17 protein-coding genes and 1 pseudogene are annotated in these 17,606 nt (G+C 71.6%); 14 read left to right on the top strand and 4 right to left on the bottom strand.

Features of this window, described 5'->3' with window-relative positions:
* Positions 1-4: 4 nt before the first annotated feature.
* Positions 5-610, bottom strand: coding sequence for a peptide-methionine (S)-S-oxide reductase MsrA (msrA, locus tag WCE39_RS12175; protein WP_449284025.1), 606 nt, complete (start codon positions 608-610; stop codon positions 5-7).
* Between the two features lie 158 nt (positions 611-768).
* On the opposite strand from msrA, the gene WCE39_RS12170 reads away from it, so the two are divergent.
* The 5 genes from WCE39_RS12170 (at position 769) to WCE39_RS12150 (ending at position 5,574) form a co-directional block, all read left to right on the top strand.
* Positions 769-2,520 carry a glutamine--tRNA ligase/YqeY domain fusion protein gene (locus tag WCE39_RS12170; protein ID WP_343276934.1) on the top strand — a complete coding sequence of 584 codons (1,752 nt, stop codon included), beginning with the start codon at positions 769-771 and terminating at the stop codon, positions 2,518-2,520.
* A 94-nt stretch (positions 2,521-2,614) separates the two neighbouring features.
* Positions 2,615-3,022: a hypothetical protein gene (locus WCE39_RS12165; protein WP_343276933.1), complete on the top strand. Its 408-nt coding sequence runs from the start codon at positions 2,615-2,617 to the stop codon at positions 3,020-3,022.
* A complete protein-coding gene (locus WCE39_RS12160) occupies positions 3,019-3,597 on the top strand; it encodes a nucleoside deaminase (protein WP_343276932.1) in 579 nt (192 codons plus the stop codon). The genes WCE39_RS12165 and WCE39_RS12160 overlap by 4 nt, the downstream gene beginning before the upstream one ends.
* A gap of 37 nt (positions 3,598-3,634) precedes the next feature.
* Positions 3,635-4,717, top strand: coding sequence for a 23S rRNA (cytidine(2498)-2'-O)-methyltransferase RlmM (gene rlmM, locus WCE39_RS12155; RefSeq protein WP_343276931.1), 1,083 nt, complete (start codon positions 3,635-3,637; stop codon positions 4,715-4,717).
* Between the two features lie 98 nt (positions 4,718-4,815).
* Positions 4,816-5,574, top strand: a complete 759-nt coding sequence (locus WCE39_RS12150; RefSeq protein WP_343276930.1) for an EF-hand domain-containing protein — start codon at positions 4,816-4,818, stop codon at positions 5,572-5,574.
* Positions 5,575-5,600: 26 nt separating this feature from the next.
* Here the strand turns inward: WCE39_RS12150 and WCE39_RS12145 are convergent, their stop codons facing one another.
* Both WCE39_RS12145 and ubiH read right to left on the bottom strand, forming a co-directional pair.
* Positions 5,601-6,791, bottom strand: coding sequence for an FAD-dependent oxidoreductase (locus WCE39_RS12145; protein ID WP_343276929.1), 1,191 nt, complete (start codon positions 6,789-6,791; stop codon positions 5,601-5,603).
* The gene (gene ubiH, locus WCE39_RS12140) at positions 6,788-8,008 is read right to left on the bottom strand and encodes a 2-octaprenyl-6-methoxyphenyl hydroxylase (RefSeq protein ID WP_343276928.1); all 1,221 of its coding nucleotides are present in this window, start codon (positions 8,006-8,008) and stop codon (positions 6,788-6,790) included. The genes WCE39_RS12145 and ubiH overlap by 4 nt, the downstream gene beginning before the upstream one ends.
* A gap of 82 nt (positions 8,009-8,090) precedes the next feature.
* Here ubiH and WCE39_RS12135 point away from each other — a divergent pair, with 82 nt between their 5' ends.
* From WCE39_RS12135 to WCE39_RS12095, 9 genes and pseudogenes are all read left to right on the top strand, one after another.
* A complete protein-coding gene (locus WCE39_RS12135; RefSeq protein WP_343276927.1) occupies positions 8,091-8,687 on the top strand; it encodes a hypothetical protein in 597 nt (198 codons plus the stop codon).
* Positions 8,688-8,690: 3 nt separating this feature from the next.
* Positions 8,691-9,245, top strand: a complete 555-nt coding sequence (locus tag WCE39_RS12130; RefSeq protein ID WP_343276926.1) for a cob(I)yrinic acid a,c-diamide adenosyltransferase — start codon at positions 8,691-8,693, stop codon at positions 9,243-9,245.
* Between the two features lie 18 nt (positions 9,246-9,263).
* The gene (locus tag WCE39_RS12125; RefSeq protein ID WP_343276991.1) at positions 9,264-10,187 is read left to right on the top strand and encodes a histone deacetylase family protein; all 924 of its coding nucleotides are present in this window, start codon (positions 9,264-9,266) and stop codon (positions 10,185-10,187) included.
* Positions 10,188-10,274: 87 nt separating this feature from the next.
* Positions 10,275-12,692, top strand: coding sequence for an LPS-assembly protein LptD (gene lptD, locus WCE39_RS12120; RefSeq protein WP_343276925.1), 2,418 nt, complete (start codon positions 10,275-10,277; stop codon positions 12,690-12,692).
* Positions 12,689-13,984: a peptidylprolyl isomerase gene (locus WCE39_RS12115; protein WP_343276924.1), complete on the top strand. Its 1,296-nt coding sequence runs from the start codon at positions 12,689-12,691 to the stop codon at positions 13,982-13,984. The genes lptD and WCE39_RS12115 overlap by 4 nt, the downstream gene beginning before the upstream one ends.
* Before the next feature lies 1 nt (position 13,985).
* A complete protein-coding gene (gene pdxA / locus WCE39_RS12110; protein WP_343276923.1) occupies positions 13,986-14,972 on the top strand; it encodes a 4-hydroxythreonine-4-phosphate dehydrogenase PdxA in 987 nt (328 codons plus the stop codon).
* Positions 14,969-15,781: a 16S rRNA (adenine(1518)-N(6)/adenine(1519)-N(6))-dimethyltransferase RsmA gene (gene rsmA, locus WCE39_RS12105; protein WP_343276922.1), complete on the top strand. Its 813-nt coding sequence runs from the start codon at positions 14,969-14,971 to the stop codon at positions 15,779-15,781. The genes pdxA and rsmA overlap by 4 nt, the downstream gene beginning before the upstream one ends.
* 35 nt (positions 15,782-15,816) lie before the next feature.
* The gene (apaG, locus tag WCE39_RS12100) at positions 15,817-16,200 is read left to right on the top strand and encodes a Co2+/Mg2+ efflux protein ApaG (protein ID WP_343255487.1); all 384 of its coding nucleotides are present in this window, start codon (positions 15,817-15,819) and stop codon (positions 16,198-16,200) included.
* A gap of 1 nt (position 16,201) precedes the next feature.
* Positions 16,202-17,029, top strand: a pseudogene (locus tag WCE39_RS12095) (symmetrical bis(5'-nucleosyl)-tetraphosphatase); the annotation flags it as partial.
* 52 nt (positions 17,030-17,081) lie between these two features.
* Here the strand turns inward: WCE39_RS12095 and WCE39_RS12090 are convergent.
* Positions 17,082-17,600 carry a dihydrofolate reductase gene (locus WCE39_RS12090; protein ID WP_343276920.1) on the bottom strand — a complete coding sequence of 173 codons (519 nt, stop codon included), beginning with the start codon at positions 17,598-17,600 and terminating at the stop codon, positions 17,082-17,084.
* Positions 17,601-17,606: the final 6 nt, after the last annotated feature.

Here is a 17,606-nt window from a genome sequence, read left to right as displayed (position 1 = left end):
GCGGTCAGGCGCCCACGCCGACCTGGCAGCTGACGCCGGTGCCGCCGATCCCGCAGTAGCCACCCGGATTCTTCGACAGGTACTGCTGGTGCTCGCCTTCCGCGTAATGGAAGGGCGGCGCCGGGAACACGATTTCGGTGGTGATGGCGCCATGCCCGGCCGCGGCGAGCCGCTGCTGGTAGGCATCGCGGCTGGACAGCGCGGCCTCGTACTGCGCCTGCGTATGGCAATGGATCACCGAGCGGTACTGGCTGCCGACGTCGTTGCCCTGGCGCATGCCCTGGGTGGGATCGTGGCCTTCCCAGAAACGCGTGAGCAGGGCCGCGAAGGCGACCTGGGCCGGGTCGTACACCACCAGCACCACCTCGGCGTGGCCGGTGCCGCCGCTGCAGACCTGGCGATAGGTCGGGGCGTCCGCGTGGCCACCGGCATAGCCGACGGCCGTGGTCGCCACGCCGGGCAGGGTCCAGAACAGGCGCTCGGCGCCCCAGAAGCAGCCCATCCCGAAATGGACGCGCTCCGCACCGGGAAACGCGCCGCGCAGGGGGCGACCATGGACATGGTGGACGTCGTTCATCGTTGACTGCCTCAAGCGGATCCGGCCTTCCATGATGTGGCCTGTCGCGGCGCGCTCCAAGCCGCGGCCCACCCGCCGTTCAGCCCGTGCCACGCCGCGCCGGCCGCGCCGTCGGGGCACCGGGTGCGCGCAGCTCCGCTACACTGCCCGGTCCCCGGCGCAGGACCGCGCCCGCCTCCCCGACGACACGCATGACCGAGCCCAACGACACCACGGCCGACGCCGCCACCGCGCCCGTGAAGCAGGATTTCATCCGCCAGATCGTCCGCGACGACCTGGCCAGCGGCAGGCACGCCGCGATCCGGACCCGCTTCCCGCCCGAGCCCAACGGCTATCTGCACATCGGCCACGCCAAGGCGATCTGCCTGGACTTCGGCATCGCCGAGGAGTTCGGCGGCCGCTGCAACCTGCGCTTCGACGACACCAACCCGGCGAAGGAGGATCCCGAGTTCGTCACCGCGATCCAGGACGACGTGCGCTGGCTCGGCTTCGAGTGGAACAGCCTGCGCCACGCGTCGGATTACTTCGAGGTGTTCTACCTCGCGGCCGAGAAGCTGGTGCGCCAGGGCGACGCCTTCGTCTGCGACCTGAGCGCGGAAGAAGTGCGCGCGTACCGCGGCAGCCTGACCGGGCCGGGCCGCGAGTCGCCGTACCGCGACCGCAGCGTCGAGGAGAACCTCGACCTGTTCCGGCGCATGCGCGCGGGCGAGTTCGACGACGGCGCGCGCACCCTGCGCGCGAAGATCGACATGTCCAGCGGCAACATCAACCTGCGCGACCCGGCCATCTACCGGATCAAGAAGGTGCCGCACCAGAACACCGGCGACGCCTGGCCGATCTACCCGATGTACGACTTCGCGCACGCCCTGGGCGACGCGGTCGAAGGCATCACCCATTCGCTGTGCACGCTGGAGTTCGAGGACCACCGACCGCTGTACGACTGGTGCGTGGACCGCGTGGACCTGGCGGGCAACCCGGAGCTGCTGGCGCCGCTGGCGGACCGTGGCCTGCCGATCGAAGCGGCCAAGCCGCGCCAGATCGAGTTCTCGCGCCTCAACATCAACTACACGGTGATGAGCAAGCGCAAGCTGACCCAGCTTGTCGCCGAAGGCCTGGTGGACGGCTGGGACGACCCGCGCATGTACACCCTGCAGGGCCTGCGCCGCCGCGGCTATACGCCCGGCGCGCTGCGCCTGTTCGTCGACCGCATCGGCATCAGCAAGCAGAACTCGATGATCGACTTCTCGGTGCTGGAGGGCGCGCTGCGCGAGGATCTCGACGCGCGCGCGCCGCGGCGCATGGCCGTGGTCGCGCCGCTGAAGATGGTGCTGGACAACCTGCCCGAAGGCCACGAGGAAACCCTGCGCTTCCCCAACCACCCGAAGGACGGGTCCTTCGGCGAGCGCGAGGTGCCGTTCTCGCGCGAGCTCTGGATCGAGCGCGACGACTTCGCCGAAGTCCCGCCCAAGGGCTGGAAGCGTCTGGTACCCGGCGGCGAAGTCCGCCTGCGCGGCGCCGGCATCGTGCGCTGCGATGAGGTGGTCAAGGACGAAGCCGGGGAAATCATCGAGCTGCGCGCGACCCTCGATCCGGAATCGCGCCCGGGCATGGAAGGCGCCAACCGCAAGGTCAAGGGCACGATCCACTGGGTCGGCGCCGCGCGCGCGGTCGAAGCCGAGGTCCGGCTCTACGACCGCCTGTTCTCGGTGCCCGACCCGGACGACGAGAGCGAGGGCCGCACCTATCGCGACCACATCAATCCGGAGTCGCGGATGTCGGTGCGCGGCTACATCGAGCCCGCCGCCGCCGAAGCCGCGCCGGAGGATGCCTGGCAGTTCGAGCGCCTGGGCTATTTCGTCGCCGACCGCCGCGACCACCGCGCCGACGCGCCGGTGTTCAACCGCAGCGTGACCCTGCGCGACACCTGGGCCGCCAGGGCCTGAGCCGCCACCCCGCGCCGGCATGCCGGCGCTGCCCCGCGGTCACCCGCCGCGGCAGCGCTACCATGCCTGCGTCGTCCACGACACGGAGACCTCCATGCGCCGGATCATCCAGTCCGCATCCATCCTGCTGTTCCTGCTCGCCATGGCGGCCTGCACGGCCGCCCCGCCCGACGGCGGCGTCACGCCGCCGCCCATGAGCAACCCGCTGCCGGCGACGCCCGTCGGGCAGCCCGCGCCCCCGGTGCCTTCCGCCCCCGCCGACGTGCCCGACCTCGACCGCAGCTGCCGCGTCGACAGCGACTGCGCGGTGAAGAACGTCGGCAACTGTTGCGGCTACTTCCCCTCCTGCGTGAACACGGACGCTGAACCGGATCCCGCGGCGGTCCAGGCCGCCTGCGCGGAATCCGGGATGGCTGGCGTCTGCGGCTTCCGCGACATCCAGGCCTGCGCCTGCGTGTCCAACAGCTGCGAGCCGGCCGCGTCCGGCGGGGTGGTCCGATGAGCCTGCCCGCGCGCGTCGACCTGCGCCTGCCGGACTGGGTCCACGGCGCGGTCGACCGCGAACGTGCCTGCGCCAGCGACGCCGACAAGGTGGCGCTCGCAATCAGCCTTGCCGCCCGCAACATCGCCGAAGGCACCGGCGGACCCTTCGGCGCTGTCCTGTTCGGCCCGGACGATCGCATCGTCGCCGCCGCGGTCAACGTGGTGGTGCCGCAGGCGACCTCGCTTGCGCACGCCGAGAACATGGCCTACATGCTGGCCCAGCAGTCGCTTGGCCGCGCCCGCATCAACGTCGATGCCGAGGGCCGCGCCTGCGGCCCGTACACCCTTGCCACTTCGGCCCAACCCTGCTGCCAGTGCTTTGGTGCGACCGTCTGGGCCGGCATCGACCGCCTGCTGATCGGCGCCCGCGCCGATGACGTGCACGAACTCACCGAGTTCGACGAAGGCCCGCTTCCGGCGGACTGGCCCGGCGAGCTCGCCCGCCGCGGCGTCCAGGTCGTCCGCGACATTGCCCGCGACGCCGCGCGCGAGGTGCTGGCCACGTACGGCAGCGGTGGCGGCGCGCGCTACTGATGCACGCGACCGGGGCCCGCCAGGCACGCGCCGCGGCATGAGCGGCCTGCTCTGTTATTGCCGCAGCGGCTTCGAGCCCGAGCTTGCGGCGGAGCTTGGCGAGCGCGCGGCCAGCGCCGGCCAGCACGGCTACGCGGCCACCGAACGCGGCAGCGGCTTCGTGCGCTTCCTGGCGCCCGGCGGCGACGCCGGCGCGCTGTCCCGGGCCCTGCCCTGGCGCTCGCTGGTGTTCGCGCGGCAGAAGCTGGTGCTGCTCGCGGAACTCGACGCACTGGACACGAGCGACCGCGTGACGCCGGTGCTCGCGGCCCTGCAACGACACGTGGACGCGGCCGGCGGCGGCCCGCGGTCGGCATTCGGCACACTGGTGGTCGAACATCCCGACAGCGACGAAGCCCGGCCGCTCGCCGGCCTGGCACGCGCGCTTGGCAATGCCCTCCGCCCCGCCCTCCGCAAGACCGGGCTGCTCGCCGCCAAGGACGATGCGCGCCGGCCCGCGCTGCACGTCTGCCTGCTGGCAGGCAACCACCTGCTGCTTGCCACGGCCGACCCGAGCGACGCTTCGCCATGGCCGATGGGAGTCCCGCGCCTGCGCCTGCATCGCGATGCACCCTCGCGCTCGGCGCTGAAGCTGGAAGAAGCCTTCCTGACCCTGCTCGACGACGGCGAACGGGCGCGGCTGCTGCGCGCGGGCATGACCGCCGCCGACCTCGGCGCCGCCCCCGGCGGATGGACCTGGGTGCTGCAGCGCGCGGGGCTGCAGGTGTCCGCGGTCGACAACGGCCCGCTGCGCCAGCACGTCCTCGATGGCGGCGGCGTCGAGCACCTGCGCGAGGACGGCTTCCGCTGGCAGCCCCCGCGCCCGCTGGACTGGATGGTCTGCGACATGGTCGAGCAGCCGCGGCGCGTGGCATCGCGCATGGCGACCTGGTTCCGCGAAGGCTGGTGCCGCCAGGCCGTGTTCAACCTCAAGCTGCCGATGAAGAAGCGCTGGCTGGAGACCTCGCTGTGCCTGGAGTTGTTCAGCCGCGAGGCGCAGCGGCCACTGGAGCTGCGGGCGCGGCAGCTCTACCACGACCGCGAGGAGATCACCGTCCTCGCCATGCCGAAGAGCGGCTGAACCCGGCACCGGACATTCAGCCTGCGTCCGGCCGATCCTGACCCGGGATTCATGCCGACAGGTCTAGCGTGGCGGCCGTTCCCAACGGAGGCCGCGCCATGAACCCGTCCAAGCCCAAGCATCCCCTCGCCATTGCCCTGCTCGCCAGCAGCCTGGTCGCCGCCGGCCCGCTGCTGGCGCAATCCTCCGAAAGTGTCGGCGTCCAGGCGCGGACCGAAGTCAATTCGCGAGCCGCCTACGACGACGCACGCGCCGCCAGCAGGGACGCGGAGGCCGCGCGCGCCGCAGCACAGGCCGCCGCTACCGAACGGCGCGCCGGTGCCGTGACGCCGCGCGGCCAGGCACAGGCCGAATACAGCGCCTGGGAGGCCGACCAGGCATCGCGACGCGCCGAGCTGGCCGCGGTGGAGGCGCGCCGCGCGGCAGACCATGCCGGCGCGGCGACGTCAGCCGCCGACGGAGGGGCCGCCCGTCCCGCGGAGATCGTTGCGCAATCGCACGCCGCCGCGCGCGACGCCAGTGCCGCCACCGGCACGGCACGCCAGGCCGCGCTCGAGGCCACCATCGCGGCCGAGACCGCGCGCGCGGCGGCCAGCGCCCAGCCCGCCCCGCCGCCACCTGCGCGCGTCGACGCCACCTATCCCAGCGAACCACTGGTCACGTTCACGTCCAGCCCCCCGGATTCGGTGGTTGGCGACTACCGGATCGACATGGCGGCCCTGGACCGCAATGGCGACGGCCGCCTGAGCCGCGCCGAAGCGCGCGCCAACGCCACGCTCAGCGCAGAGTTCGCCGCCGTGGACAACAACACTGACGGCGTGCTGGATGCCGGCGAACTCAAGGGCTGGATGCGCTGAGGAAAACGCGATCCGCGCGGCCGGCCTCAGGCGCCGGCCGCGCGTCGCCAGAGCGCGCCCGCAACGCCCGGCAGCCGCCCGGCCAGCCCCAGCGCGTGTCCGCGCAGCATCACCGCGGCGGGCGAGTCGCTGGTGTAGACCCGGTTGATACCGTCGAATGTGCGCGCTGCGAGGGTCGATTCACTGCGTCGCGCCCGCGCCCAGCGTTCGATCCGCTGTGGCGTATCCCAGGGCTGGCGCCGAGACAGCGCCGCGGACACCGAGTCACGCAGCGCGGCCACGTCACGCAGCCCGACGTTGACGCCCTGCCCCGCCAGCGGATGCATCACGTGTGCCGCATCCCCCACCAGCAGCACGCGCCCCGCGGCGTGGCTGCGAGCGAGCTGCAAGCGCAGGGGGAACGCCGCACGGGCCGAGCAGGGCACGACCTGGCCGAGGCGACGATCGAATGCGCGTGCGACCGCCTCGCCGAACGTGGAATCGTCCATTGCCAGCGCGGCCTCAGCCTCGGCGGTCGGCAGCGACCACACGATCGAACAGCTGCCGTCTGCGAACGGCAGGAAGGCCAGCGGGCCGCCAGGCAGGAAGCGCTGCCAGGCGGTCGCCTCGTGTTCCTGCTCCGTGCGCACGAATCCGACCACGCCCGATTGCCCGTAGCCATGGCCGTCGACCTCCACCCCGGCCAGCCGGCGCAGGGTGGAGCCGGCGCCGTCAGCGGCCAGTGCGATGCGCGCCGCCACCCTGCGGCCATCGTCCAGGCGCAGGCGCACGCCGCGGTCATCCTGCTCGAGCTCTTCCACCCGTGCCGGGCAGCGGATCTCGACGCCGGCACCGGGAAGACAGGCCCACAGACGGTCGACCAGCAATACGTTCTCGACGATCCAACCGAGTTCGCGACGCCCCAGGCGGTCGGCGTCGAATGCCAGTTCGCCGCCACCCGCCGCGTCCCAGACCCGCATCCGGCGATAGGGCTGCAGGCGCGTAGGCGCGCCGTCGCGGCCCTCGACCCCGGCCCAGGCGCCGATGTCGTCGAGCAGGGCGGCATTGTCGTGCGCGAAGGCGAACACGCGCAGGTCGGGTTTCGTCTCCGACCAGGCCGGCGGCGCACGCCCCTCCACCAGCACCACCGACAGGCCGAGCCGTGCCAGCGCCAGCGCCGCCGAGGCCCCGACCACGCCGCCACCAACGACGGCCACGTCAAGCATCGCGCGGCTCATCGCAGCGCCTCCGGACGGCAGGCGGCGGGTACGTCGCCGCGGTACCCCATGGCGCCACCGGCCAGGCCGGCCCGCAGTCCGGGCAATGCAGCCAGCGCCAGCAACCCGGCGCTGCGCAGCAGCGATGCGCCGGGCGTCGGGTTGGCGGTGAAGCGCGCCAGGCCATCGGAGAATTCCAGGGTGCGCGCGCGATCCTCTTCTCGGCGCGCGGCATGGGCGGCCAGCAGCTCCCCGTCGCCAGGATCGCCGCCCGCGCCGGCGCAGTCGCGCAGCAGCGCGGCCAATGTCATCGCATCGCGCAGGCCAAGGTTGAAGCCCTGCGCACCCACCGGATGCATGCTCTGCGCGGCGTTCCCGACCAGCACGGCGCGCGCGGTCACGAGCGCCCGGGCGCGCACCGCCACCGCCGGATAGGCGCTGCGCGGACCCACCGAAAGCAGGCGGCCGATGCGCCAGCCGAAGGCGTCCTGGATCCGCGCCAGGAAGCCGGCCTCGTCCAGCGCCTGCACCGCCTCGGCATCGGCGCTGGCCACCCCGTGCACCAGGCCCCAGGCGCGGTCGCCGCGCGGCAGCAGCGCGGTCGGGCCGTCGTCGCCCAGGCGCTCATATGCCGTGCCATCAGGGGCGCGCGTGGCACGCAGCCTGGCCACCATCAACACCTGGCCGTAATCGTGGCGGGTCGCGCTGATGCCCAGCGCTTCGCGCACGCCGCTGTGCATTCCGTCGGCGGCCACCACCAGGCGTGCGCGCATGCGCGGCGGGCCTTCGCCCGCCAGTTCAAGGACGCGATGCCCGTCTTCCCCGGCTGCAAAACCGGTGAAGCGCGTCGCACGATGACGCACCAGTCCGGACAGGCTGGCAAGCCGGGCCTCCAGCGCATCGCCGAAGTCGCGCGCCACCACCACCTGGCCGAATGCGCTGCGGCCATGGTCCGCGGCGTCCAGCACCACCCGGCCAAAGTCGCCGCGGCGGCTGGCGTGGATGCGGGTGATCGCTCCGGTGGGTGCCCGCAGCAGCTGCATCACGCCCAGCGACGTGAGCGCGTTCACCGTGGCCTCGGCGAAGCTCAGGTTGCGCTCGTCGAACACCGCCGGCATCGCTGCTGCGGGCGTGGCCTCGACCATCGCCACCTCGAGCCCGCTGCCTTCCAGCGCGATGGCCAGGCTGGCGCCGACCAGCCCGCCGCCGATGATCACCACGTCATGCGTCGTCGTCATGGCGGCATGATACGGCCGCCGCGGCCCGCAGTTCGCTAGAATGGCGCGAATCCAGCCATCAGCCGTCGGAGCCGAGAGCGCCATGAACACCACCCTGCAACGCGCCATCGTCCTGTCGCTGCTCGTGCTTTTGATGGCGGCGACGCGAAGCCACGTCTTCACCCACTTCACCCCGGTGCCCGACGCGAGCTGGGCGGCATTCCTGGTCGGCGGCTTCTACCTGCGCGCCTGGGCACGCTGGGCGTTCCCGGCGCTGATGGCGCTGGCGGTGCTGATCGACTTCCTGGTGATCCGCGGCCAGGGCCTGGACTTCTTCGCCCACTACTGCGTCTCGCCCGGCTACTGGATGCTGGTGCCCGCGCACGCGGCGATGTGGGCCGGCGGCCACTGGCTGCGCCAGCACTACACTGGCGCCAGCCTGGCCGCGTTGGCGCGCCTCGCCCCGGTCGTGGTGTTGTCCACCGCGACCTGCCACCTGTTCGCCCAGGGCGGGTTCTACTGGCTCTCGCCGGCGGTCGCCGAGCCGACCGTGGCGGGCTGGGCCGCCAACTTCGGCCACTGGTTCGCGCCCTACCTCGCGGCCACCGCGATGTTCGTGGCCGCCGCCGCGCTCGCCCAGGTGGTGTCCGAGGCCGTTGCCCGCAATGCCGGCGCGGCGCGGCGCCACGGCCAGCGCTGAGGCATGGGCAACCGGCTCTCGAAAATCTATACGCGCACCGGCGACGACGGCAGCACCGGCCTCGGCGACGGCAGCCGCACCGGCAAGGATTCGCTGCGGGTCGAGGCCTACGGCACCGTGGACGAGGCCAATTCGACGATCGGCGTGGTGCTTGCGGCCGACGTCCCCGAGTCCGTGCGGACCTTGCTGACCGCTGTCCAGCACCAGCTGTTCGACCTTGGCGGCGAGCTCTGCATCCCGGGCCACGCGGCGATCGACGACGACGACATCACCCGGCTCGAGCAGCACCTGGACCATTACAACGCCGACCTGCCCGCGCTCAAGGAGTTCATCCTCCCCGGTGGCGGCGAAGCCTCGGCGCGCTGCCACGTCGCGCGCACCGTGGTCCGCCGCGCCGAGCGCTGCGCGGTGGCGCTGGCCCGCGAGGAAGAGGTGCGGCCACAGGCGGTGCGCTACCTCAACCGCCTCTCCGACCTGCTGTTCGTGCTGTGCCGCGTGCTGGCACGCGAAGGCGGCCACGGCGAGGTCATCTGGCAGCACGAGCGCCGCCGGACCTGAGGCATGGACGCGACGCGGCTGCCGGTCTTCACCCACGCAGCGTGTTTCGCGCATGACACCGGTCCCGCGCACGTCGAAGTTCCGGCCCGCGTGGGCGCGGTGGTGACCGCGCTTCGCGACCACGTGCCCGGCATCGAATGGCTGGAGGCGCCGCGGGCGACCCGCGGGCAGCTGCTGCGCGTGCACGAGCCGCTGCTGCTGCACGCGGTGCTCGAGTCGAAGCCGGAGGGGCTGGAGCAGCTCGACCCCGACACCGTGCTCTCGCCCGGCTCCGCCGAGGCGGCGCTGCGCGCCGCCGGCGCCGTGGTCGCGGCCGTGGACCTGGTGATGGGCGGTGAATCGGACGTGGCCTTCTGCGCGGTGCGCCCCCCCGGCCACCACGCCATGCCCGCGCACGCGATGGGCTTCTGCCTGTTCAACAACGTCGCCGTCGGCGCGGCCCATGCGCTCGACCGCCATGGCCTGGCCCGGGTCGCGATCGTGGATTTCGACGTCCACCACGGCAACGGCACCCAGGCGATCTTCGCCGACGAGGCGCGGGTGCTGTACGCCAGTGCGCACGAGATGCCCCTGTTTCCCGGGACCGGCCATCCACGCGACCGCGGCGCGGGGAACACCCACAACGCCGCCTTGCAGCCGGGAAGTGGCAGCCACCGCTTCCGCGAGGCCTGGCGCGACCGCCTGCTGCCGGCGATCGACGGCTTCGAACCGCAGCTGGTGATGATCTCGGCCGGCTTCGACGGCCATCGCGCCGACCCCGTGTCCCACCTTGAACTCGAGGCCGACGACTTCGCCTGGCTGACCGGCGAGCTCGGTCACATCGCCGCCCGCCATGCCGGCCGGCGGATCGTTTCGGTGCTCGAGGGCGGCTACCACCTCGCAGCCCTTGCCGAATGCAGCATCGCCCACCTCCGCGCACTGGCCGCCGGGACACAGGCCTGAGCGCCCACCGTTCACGGGCCGCGCATTGCCGCTACCGGGGGGATGCGGCAAGCTAGCCGCCGCCCTTCGTTTCCGCCGGAATCCTGCGTGCGCCCAGCCCCCCGCCTGCTCCCGCTGTCGCTGTGCATCGCCCTTGCGCTGACGGCGGCCCATCCGGCCGCCATGGCCGACGATGACATCGAGCCGGACTGGAGCCTGTGCCCGATCGTCTCGTCGGTGCCCGAGTTCCCCGACGCGCAGCCCGCCACCGGCGGCCCCGGCGACCGGTCCACCCTGCCGACCGACATCGCGGGCGACACCCTGGCCGGCGTCGACGGCGAGAACCTCGAGTACTCCGGCAACGTGACCCTGCGCCGCGGCGACCAGTTCCTGGGCGCCGACAACATCGAATACCGCAGCGAAAGCTCGACCTACGTCGCCACGGGCCGCGTCCGCTACCAGGACTCGGGCATGCGCCTGATGGCCGAACGGCTCGAGGGCGACCAGGAAGCCGATACCCACCGCGTCGACGACGTCGCCTACCAGCTCACCGAGCGCCGCGGCAACGGCGGCGCCGAACGCATCGAGATGAAGGGCTCGCAGGGCGCGCTGTACGGTTCGACCTATTCCACCTGTCCGCCCGACGACCGCTGGTGGGAGCTTCGCGCCGAGCGCATCGACATCGACAACGACAAGGGCCAGGGCATCGCGCGCAACGCCACCCTGCGCCTGGGCAAGGTCCCCGTGCTGTACGTGCCGGTGTTCGCCTTTCCCACCGACAACCGGCGCAAGACGGGCCTGCTGTACCCGGGAATCTCGTATTCCAGCCGCAACGGCTTCGACTGGCGCCAGCCGATCTACCTCAACCTGGCGCCGCACTACGACATGACGCTCGAGCCGCGGCTGATGACCAACCGCGGCTTCCTGCTGGGCACCGAGTTCCGCTACCGCAGCAATGGCGGGCGCGGCGTGTTCGACATCGAGGTACTGCCGTCCGACAAGCTCGCGCGCGACGGCCTCCAGGACGAGATCGCCCAGGGAATCCCCGAGGAGAACCGGCGCAAGGAAGACCGCGGGCTGTTCCGCTTCAGTGGCCAGCAGAACCTCAACCGCCACTGGCAGGCCCGCACCAACCTGTCCTGGGCCAGCGACCCGCGCTACATCGAGGACTCCAGCAGCAACCTCAACGGCCGCACCAACTTCTCGATCAAGAGCGACCTGGGCGTGTACGGCCGCGCGCGCAACTGGGACGCCGGCCTGATGGCCGATTACTGGCAACTGGGCGACTACACCCAGCCCGAGGTCATCCTGCCCTACCACCGCCTGCCGCGCGCCTACGCCAACTGGGAACAGGATTTCGGGCGCTGGTTCGTGGGCGGCGCCTCGGCCGACATCACCCGCTTCGCGCATGCCGACAGCCGCCAGAAGCCGGGCGGCAGCCGGCTGGACATCAAGCCCTGGGTCTCGATGCCGCTGGAGGGCGCGGCCTGGTTCATCACCCCGACGCTGGCGTGGCGGTATACCGGCTACGAGCTTGAGGACGCGTTGGCGCAGCGGATCGCCCTCGGCACCGGCGACGCCCCCGACACCACGCCCTCGCGCAGCATGCCGATCACCACGGTCGATGCCGGCGTGTACTTCGACCGCACCATGCTGTTCCGCGGCGAATCCCACCTGCAGACATTGGAGCCGCGGCTGTTCTACCTGAACACGCCCTACCGCGACCAGTCCGCGCTGCCGCTGTTCGACACCCAGGCCATGTCCTACAGCTGGGGCCAGCTGTTCCGCGACAACCGTTTCACCGGCGCCGACCGCCAGACCGACGCCAACCAGATCACGCTCGCCCTGACCACGCGCCTGGTCAACGCCGAAAGCGGCCGCGAGAAGCTGTCGGCAAGCATCGGCCAGATCCACTATTTCGAGGACTCGCGCGTGCGCCTGGCCCCGGGCTCGCCGGTGATTCCGGAAGGCCGCTCGGCCTGGATCGCCGACGCCAACTACGAGGTCAACGACCGCTGGAGCCTCGGCGGCACCTTCCACTGGAACCCGGCCACAAGCCAGGAAGACCTGGCCAGCGTCCGCGCCCGCTACCTGATCGGCGACGACGGCGTGGTCAACCTGGCCTACCGCTACCGGCGCAACGCCAACGACCAGGAAGACCTGCTGGAACAGGTCGACTTCTCGTTCCTGTACCCGCTCAACCCCTCCTGGAGCCTGGTGGGGCGCTATTACTACTCGCTCCTGGACAAGCAGATGCTCGAGGGCATCGCCGGCGTGCAGTGGGACAGCTGCTGCATGGCCGCGCGCCTGGTGGCGCGCCGCTACGTGCGCAATTTCCAGGGCGAGATGAACGACGCCATCCAGCTCGAGATCGAGTTCAAGGGCCTGGGCTCGGCCGGCCCCGAAACGACCAGCCGCCTGCGCCGTGCTATTCTCGGCTACCACCGCGAGGACCTGTACCTGGTGCCTCCGCCCAATGTCCGCAACGACGACGGCGCCACGCCCTCGGACGACGTTTCCCCATGAAGAATCCCTTCCTTCCCCTCGCCTTCGCCCTGGCGGCCCTTGTTTCGCCCGCCTTCGCCCAGGAGGTGCAGCCGATCGACGGCATCGCCGCCATCGTCGATGAAGACGTGATCCTGCAGAGCGAACTCGAGCGCGCGGTACGCAACATCAAGTCGCAGTACGGCGACCGCTCCGGCCAGCTTCCGCCCGAGGCCGTGCTGCGCCGCCAGGTGCTGGAGCGGCTGATCCTGGTCGAGCTGCAGACCGCGCGCGCCCAGTCCACCGGCGTGCGCGTGGCCGACGAAGAGCTCGACGCCGCCGCCGCGGGGATCGCCCGCCAGAACAACATGACGCCCGACCAGCTCCGCCAGCAGCTGGCCGGGGACGGCATCGCGTACAGCGACTTCCGCAGTTCGCTGCGCGACGAACTCGCCATCCAGCGCCTGCGCCAGCGCTTCGCGCAGAGCACGATCATGGTCACCGACGCCGAAGTCGACGCCGCCCTGGCCGCCCAGGCCACGGGCACCCAGTACCGGCTCGCCAACATCCTGGTCGCACTGCCCAACGGCGCCACGCCACAACAGATCGCGACGGCCGAAGAGAAGATCCAGGGCGTCCAGCAGCTGCTCGCGCGCGGGGAGATGGACTTCGCGGCCGCGGCGGTGCGCTATTCCGACAGCCCCAACGCACTGGAAGGCGGCGACCTCGGCTGGCGCAGCGTCGACGAGATCCCGTCGGCCTTCAACGCGGTGGTGGGCAACCTCACGCCGGGCCAGGTCTTCGGCCCCGCGCGTGGCCCAAGCGGCTTCCAGCTACTGCAGCTCGTCGACGTCCGCGACGGCGCCGCCGCCACCGGCCAGTCCGTCACCCAGTACCAGGCCAGCCATATCCTGGTGCGCGGCGACGACGCCGCGGCCAAGACCCGCATCGACGCCATCCGCGCCGAACTGGCCGGGGGCGCCGCGTTCGAGGCGGTCGCCCGTGCATCGTCGGAAGACACCGTCACCCGCGACGGGGGCGGCGATCTGGGCTGGTTCGCGCACGACGACTTCGGCCCGCAGTTCGGCGACCAGGTCGCAGCGCTGCAGGAAGGCGAAGTCTCCGCCCCGTTCCGCAGCCAGGCCGGCTGGCACATCATCCAGCGCACCGGCACGCGCCAGGCCAGCGCTGATGACGAGAACCGCCGCAACCAGGCCCGCGAGACCATCGGCCAGCGCAAGCTGGAAGACGAATGGAACCGGTTCCTGCGCGAAATGCGCGGCGAAGCCTATATCGACATCCGTCCCGCGTCCGGGGCCATCGGCGACAGCTGAGATGCAGCGCCTTCGGCTCGCGCTGGTCCCGGGTGAACCGGCCGGCGTCGGGCCGGAACTGTGCGCGCGCGCGCTGCAGCAGCACTGGGACGCCGGGCTGGACGTATTCGGCGACGGCGACGTGCTGGTCGCCGCCGCGCAGCGCATCGGCCTGCCCCTGTCGCGCCTCGGCCCTGACCGCCTGCAGGCACCCGGCGGCGAATTCACCCTGCACCATCGCCCCCTCGCGGTCGCGGCTGCGCCCGGCACGCCGGAGCCCGCCAACGCCGCATCGACCATCGGCGCGATGCTGGCGGCGGCCGACGCCTGCCTGGCAGGCCGTTGCCAGGGCATGGTCACCGGGCCGGTGCACAAGGCATCGATCAACGACGGCGGCATCGCCTACACCGGCACCACCGGTCTCTTGGCCGCCCATGCCGACCGCGACGTGGTGATGATGCTGGCCAATCCGTCCATGCGCGTGGCCCTGGCCACGGTGCACATGCCGCTGCGCGAGGTGCCCGACGCGCTGACTGCGGACCGGCTGGAGGGCTGTCTGCGCATCCTGCACGCGACGCTGCGCGACGACTTCGGCATTGCCGAGCCTGTGATCGCGGTGTTGGGATTGAATCCGCACGCCGGCGAGGACGGCCATCTCGGCCGCGAAGAACTCGACACCATCATCCCCCTTTTGGCGCGCCTGCGCGCGACGGGCATGCGACTGGAAGGCCCGCTGCCGGCGGACACCGCCTTCCTGCCCGCCAGGCTCGAGGGCTTCGACGCCGTCCTGGCCATGTACCACGACCAGGGCCTGCCGGTACTGAAGCACAGCGGCTTCGAGCAAGCGGTCAACATCACCCTCGGCCTGCCGTGGCCGCGCGTGGCGGTCGACCACGGGACCGCGCTGGACCTGTCCGGCAGCGGCCGCGCCGACCCGTCCAGCCTGTTCGCCGCCATCGAAACCTGCACCCGCCTTGCGCAGGTGCACGCCGCCAGGAGCACTGCATGACAGGCCCGCACGATGGCCACGACGGCCGCTTCCGGCAACCCGCCAAGAAGGCGCTGGGCCAGCACTTCCTGCACGAGCGCGGGGTGGTCGACCGCATCGTACTCGCGGTCGACCCGCGCCCCGGCGATCGCATCGTCGAGATCGGCCCGGGCCAGGGCGCGATGACCTTCCCGCTGCTGGACCGCCACGGCAGCCTGACCGCCATCGAGTTCGACCGCGACCTGCTGGCACCGCTCACGGTGCGCGCGCGCGCGCACGGCGCGCTGGAACTCATCCACGCCAACGTGCTTGATGTCGATTTCACCACGCTGGCCGACGGCACGCCCCTGCGCCTGGTAGGCAACCTGCCCTACAACCTGTCCTCGCCGATCCTGTTCCATGCGCTCGACCACGCCGCGGCCGTGCGCGACATGCACTTCATGCTGCAGAAGGAAGTGGTCGACCGCATGGCCGCCGGACCCGGCAGCAAGGTGTACGGGCGCCTGAGCGTGATGCTGCAGGCCTGGTGTCACGTCACCGCGCTGTTCACCGTCGGACCGGGCGCATTCAGGCCGCCGCCGAAGGTCGATTCGGCCGTGGTCCGCCTGGTGCCGCGCGATCCCTCGACCATCGGCATCGACGATCCCGCGCGCTTCGCGGCGATCGTCCGCGCGGCCTTCGGGCAGCGCCGCAAGACCCTGCGCAACTCGCTGCAGACGCTGTGCGACAGCGAGCGGATCGTCGCTGCCGGCATCGATCCATCGCTGCGCGCCGAGCAGCTGGAAGTCGCCGATTTCGCGCGGCTCGCCAACGCCGCGCCCGCCGCGTAGTCCAAGTATTCACGCCGAGCGCTTACACTCGCCTGATGGACGACACCCCCGACTACACCCTGGAGATCCAGATCGCGACGCGCTTCCTTGCCGAGGAATCCGCGCCCGAAGACGATCGCTACGTCTTCGCCTACACGATTCGCATCCGCAACCTCGGCCGGCGCGCCGCGCAACTGCTTGATCGCCACTGGGTGATCACCGACGGCAACGGCCACGTCGAAGAAGTCCGCGGCGATGGCGTGGTGGGCGAGCAGCCGCTGATCGAGCCCGGCGACCAGTTCACCTATACCTCCGGCGCCGTGCTCGAGACCGCGGTGGGCAGCATGGAAGGCAGCTACGGCATGGTTGGCGACGACGGCACCCGCTTCGACGCACCGATCCCGCCGTTCACCCTCGCCGTTCCGCGCACGCTGCACTGACATGGCCGTCTGGGCGATCGGCGACCTCCAGGGATGCCTGGGGCCCACGGAGCGGCTGCTCGAACGCATCCGCTTCGAGCCCGCGCGCGACCGGCTGTGGTTCTGCGGCGACCTCGTCAACCGCGGCGGCGAGTCGCTGGAGACGCTGCGCCTTGTGCACTCGCTGCGCGAAAGCGCGGTCACCGTGCTCGGCAACCACGACCTTTCTCTGCTGGCGATCGCCGAGCGCCGCGAGGCCGACCAGCGCAAGGTCAATCCCGACCTGCAGCGCGTGCTGTTCGCACCCGATCGCGACGATCTGCTCGACTGGCTGCGCACGCAGCCGCTGGTACACGCCGACCGCGAACTCGGCTGGATGATGGTCCACGCCGGCCTGGCGCCCAAGTGGACCGCCGACGACGCGCTGGCGATGTCGGCCGAAGTCGAGCAGGTGCTGCAGGGCCGCAACCGCCTGGGGCTGCTGCGCAACATGTATGGCGACCGGCCCGCCTGGTCGTCGGGCCTGCGCGGCACCGACCGCCAGCGCGCGATCATCAACATCTTCACCCGCATGCGCTACTGCAGCCCGCGCGGGCGCATCGCGTTCGAGGAGAAGGGTGCGCCGGGCACGCAGCCGCCGGGGCTCTATCCCTGGTACGCGGTGCCCGGGCGCGTGGAGCGCGGACTCAAGATCGCCTGTGGCCATTGGTCGTCGCTGGGGCTGTTCATCGGCCACGGCGTGCACGCGATCGACACCGGCGCGGTATGGGGTGGAAAGCTGACCGCGCTGCGCCTGGATTCGGACGAGCTGCAGGTGGTGCAGGTCCCGGGCAGGCCGTCGCCGCGGCCCTGACGCAGCACGCGTAGCCACGCGGACCATGCCGTCCGCGATCCACGTCGCTTCAGCGACGCCGGTACTCGACGAACTCGAAGGAGAAGGCGTGGCGCGCATCGGCCTGGTGCGGCTCGCGCGAGACCACGTGCCAGTCGTCCGCGTCGAATGCCGGAAAGAAGGCGTCGGCGCCTTCGATTCCGGTATCGACGAGGGTCAGCTGCAGCACCGACGCCTGCGGCAGCGCGAGTGCATAGACCTCGCCCCCGCCAATGACGCACAGGGTGGCGGCGCCGTCGCTGGCGGCGCATGCGCGGGCCTGCGCCAGCGAGGCCACTGCCTCCATCCCGGGAAATGGTGCGCGGCCGCTGCGCGTCAGCACCAGGTTGCGGCGCCCCGGCAGCGCGCGACCCAGCGACTCCGCCGTCTTGCGCCCCATCAGGATCGGCTTGCCCAGGGTCAGCGCCTTGAAATGGCGGAAGTCGTCCGGCAGGTGCCAGGGCATCGCGTTGTCGCGGCCGATGGCGAGCCGGCGATCGACTGCGGCCACGAGGACGATCGACGGTGCGTCACCGTCCCGTGGCGCCATCACGTC

It is taken from the genome of Luteimonas yanweni (assembly GCF_039548475.1).
Taxonomy (GTDB): Bacteria; Pseudomonadota; Gammaproteobacteria; order Xanthomonadales; family Xanthomonadaceae; genus Luteimonas.
This window is presented reverse-complemented; position numbering and strand designations above follow the sequence as displayed.

Coding starts and splice junctions, on each gene's coding strand:
- msrA (WP_449284025.1), bottom strand. CDS start 610: ATGGAAGGCCGGATCCGCTTGAGGCAGTCAACGATGAACGACGTCCAC.
- WCE39_RS12130 (WP_343276926.1), top strand. CDS start 8,691: ATGGGCAACCGGCTCTCGAAAATCTATACGCGCACCGGCGACGACGGC.
- WCE39_RS12090 (WP_343276920.1), bottom strand. CDS start 17,600: ATGGCGCCACGGGACGGTGACGCACCGTCGATCGTCCTCGTGGCCGCA.
- WCE39_RS12165 (WP_343276933.1), top strand. CDS start 2,615: ATGCGCCGGATCATCCAGTCCGCATCCATCCTGCTGTTCCTGCTCGCC.
- ubiH (WP_343276928.1), bottom strand. CDS start 8,008: ATGACGACGACGCATGACGTGGTGATCATCGGCGGCGGGCTGGTCGGC.
- rlmM (WP_343276931.1), top strand. CDS start 3,635: ATGAGCGGCCTGCTCTGTTATTGCCGCAGCGGCTTCGAGCCCGAGCTT.
- rsmA (WP_343276922.1), top strand. CDS start 14,969: ATGACAGGCCCGCACGATGGCCACGACGGCCGCTTCCGGCAACCCGCC.
- WCE39_RS12150 (WP_343276930.1), top strand. CDS start 4,816: ATGAACCCGTCCAAGCCCAAGCATCCCCTCGCCATTGCCCTGCTCGCC.
- apaG (WP_343255487.1), top strand. CDS start 15,817: ATGGACGACACCCCCGACTACACCCTGGAGATCCAGATCGCGACGCGC.
- WCE39_RS12145 (WP_343276929.1), bottom strand. CDS start 6,791: ATGAGCCGCGCGATGCTTGACGTGGCCGTCGTTGGTGGCGGCGTGGTC.
- WCE39_RS12170 (WP_343276934.1), top strand. CDS start 769: ATGACCGAGCCCAACGACACCACGGCCGACGCCGCCACCGCGCCCGTG.
- WCE39_RS12160 (WP_343276932.1), top strand. CDS start 3,019: ATGAGCCTGCCCGCGCGCGTCGACCTGCGCCTGCCGGACTGGGTCCAC.
- pdxA (WP_343276923.1), top strand. CDS start 13,986: ATGCAGCGCCTTCGGCTCGCGCTGGTCCCGGGTGAACCGGCCGGCGTC.
- WCE39_RS12135 (WP_343276927.1), top strand. CDS start 8,091: ATGAACACCACCCTGCAACGCGCCATCGTCCTGTCGCTGCTCGTGCTT.
- WCE39_RS12115 (WP_343276924.1), top strand. CDS start 12,689: ATGAAGAATCCCTTCCTTCCCCTCGCCTTCGCCCTGGCGGCCCTTGTT.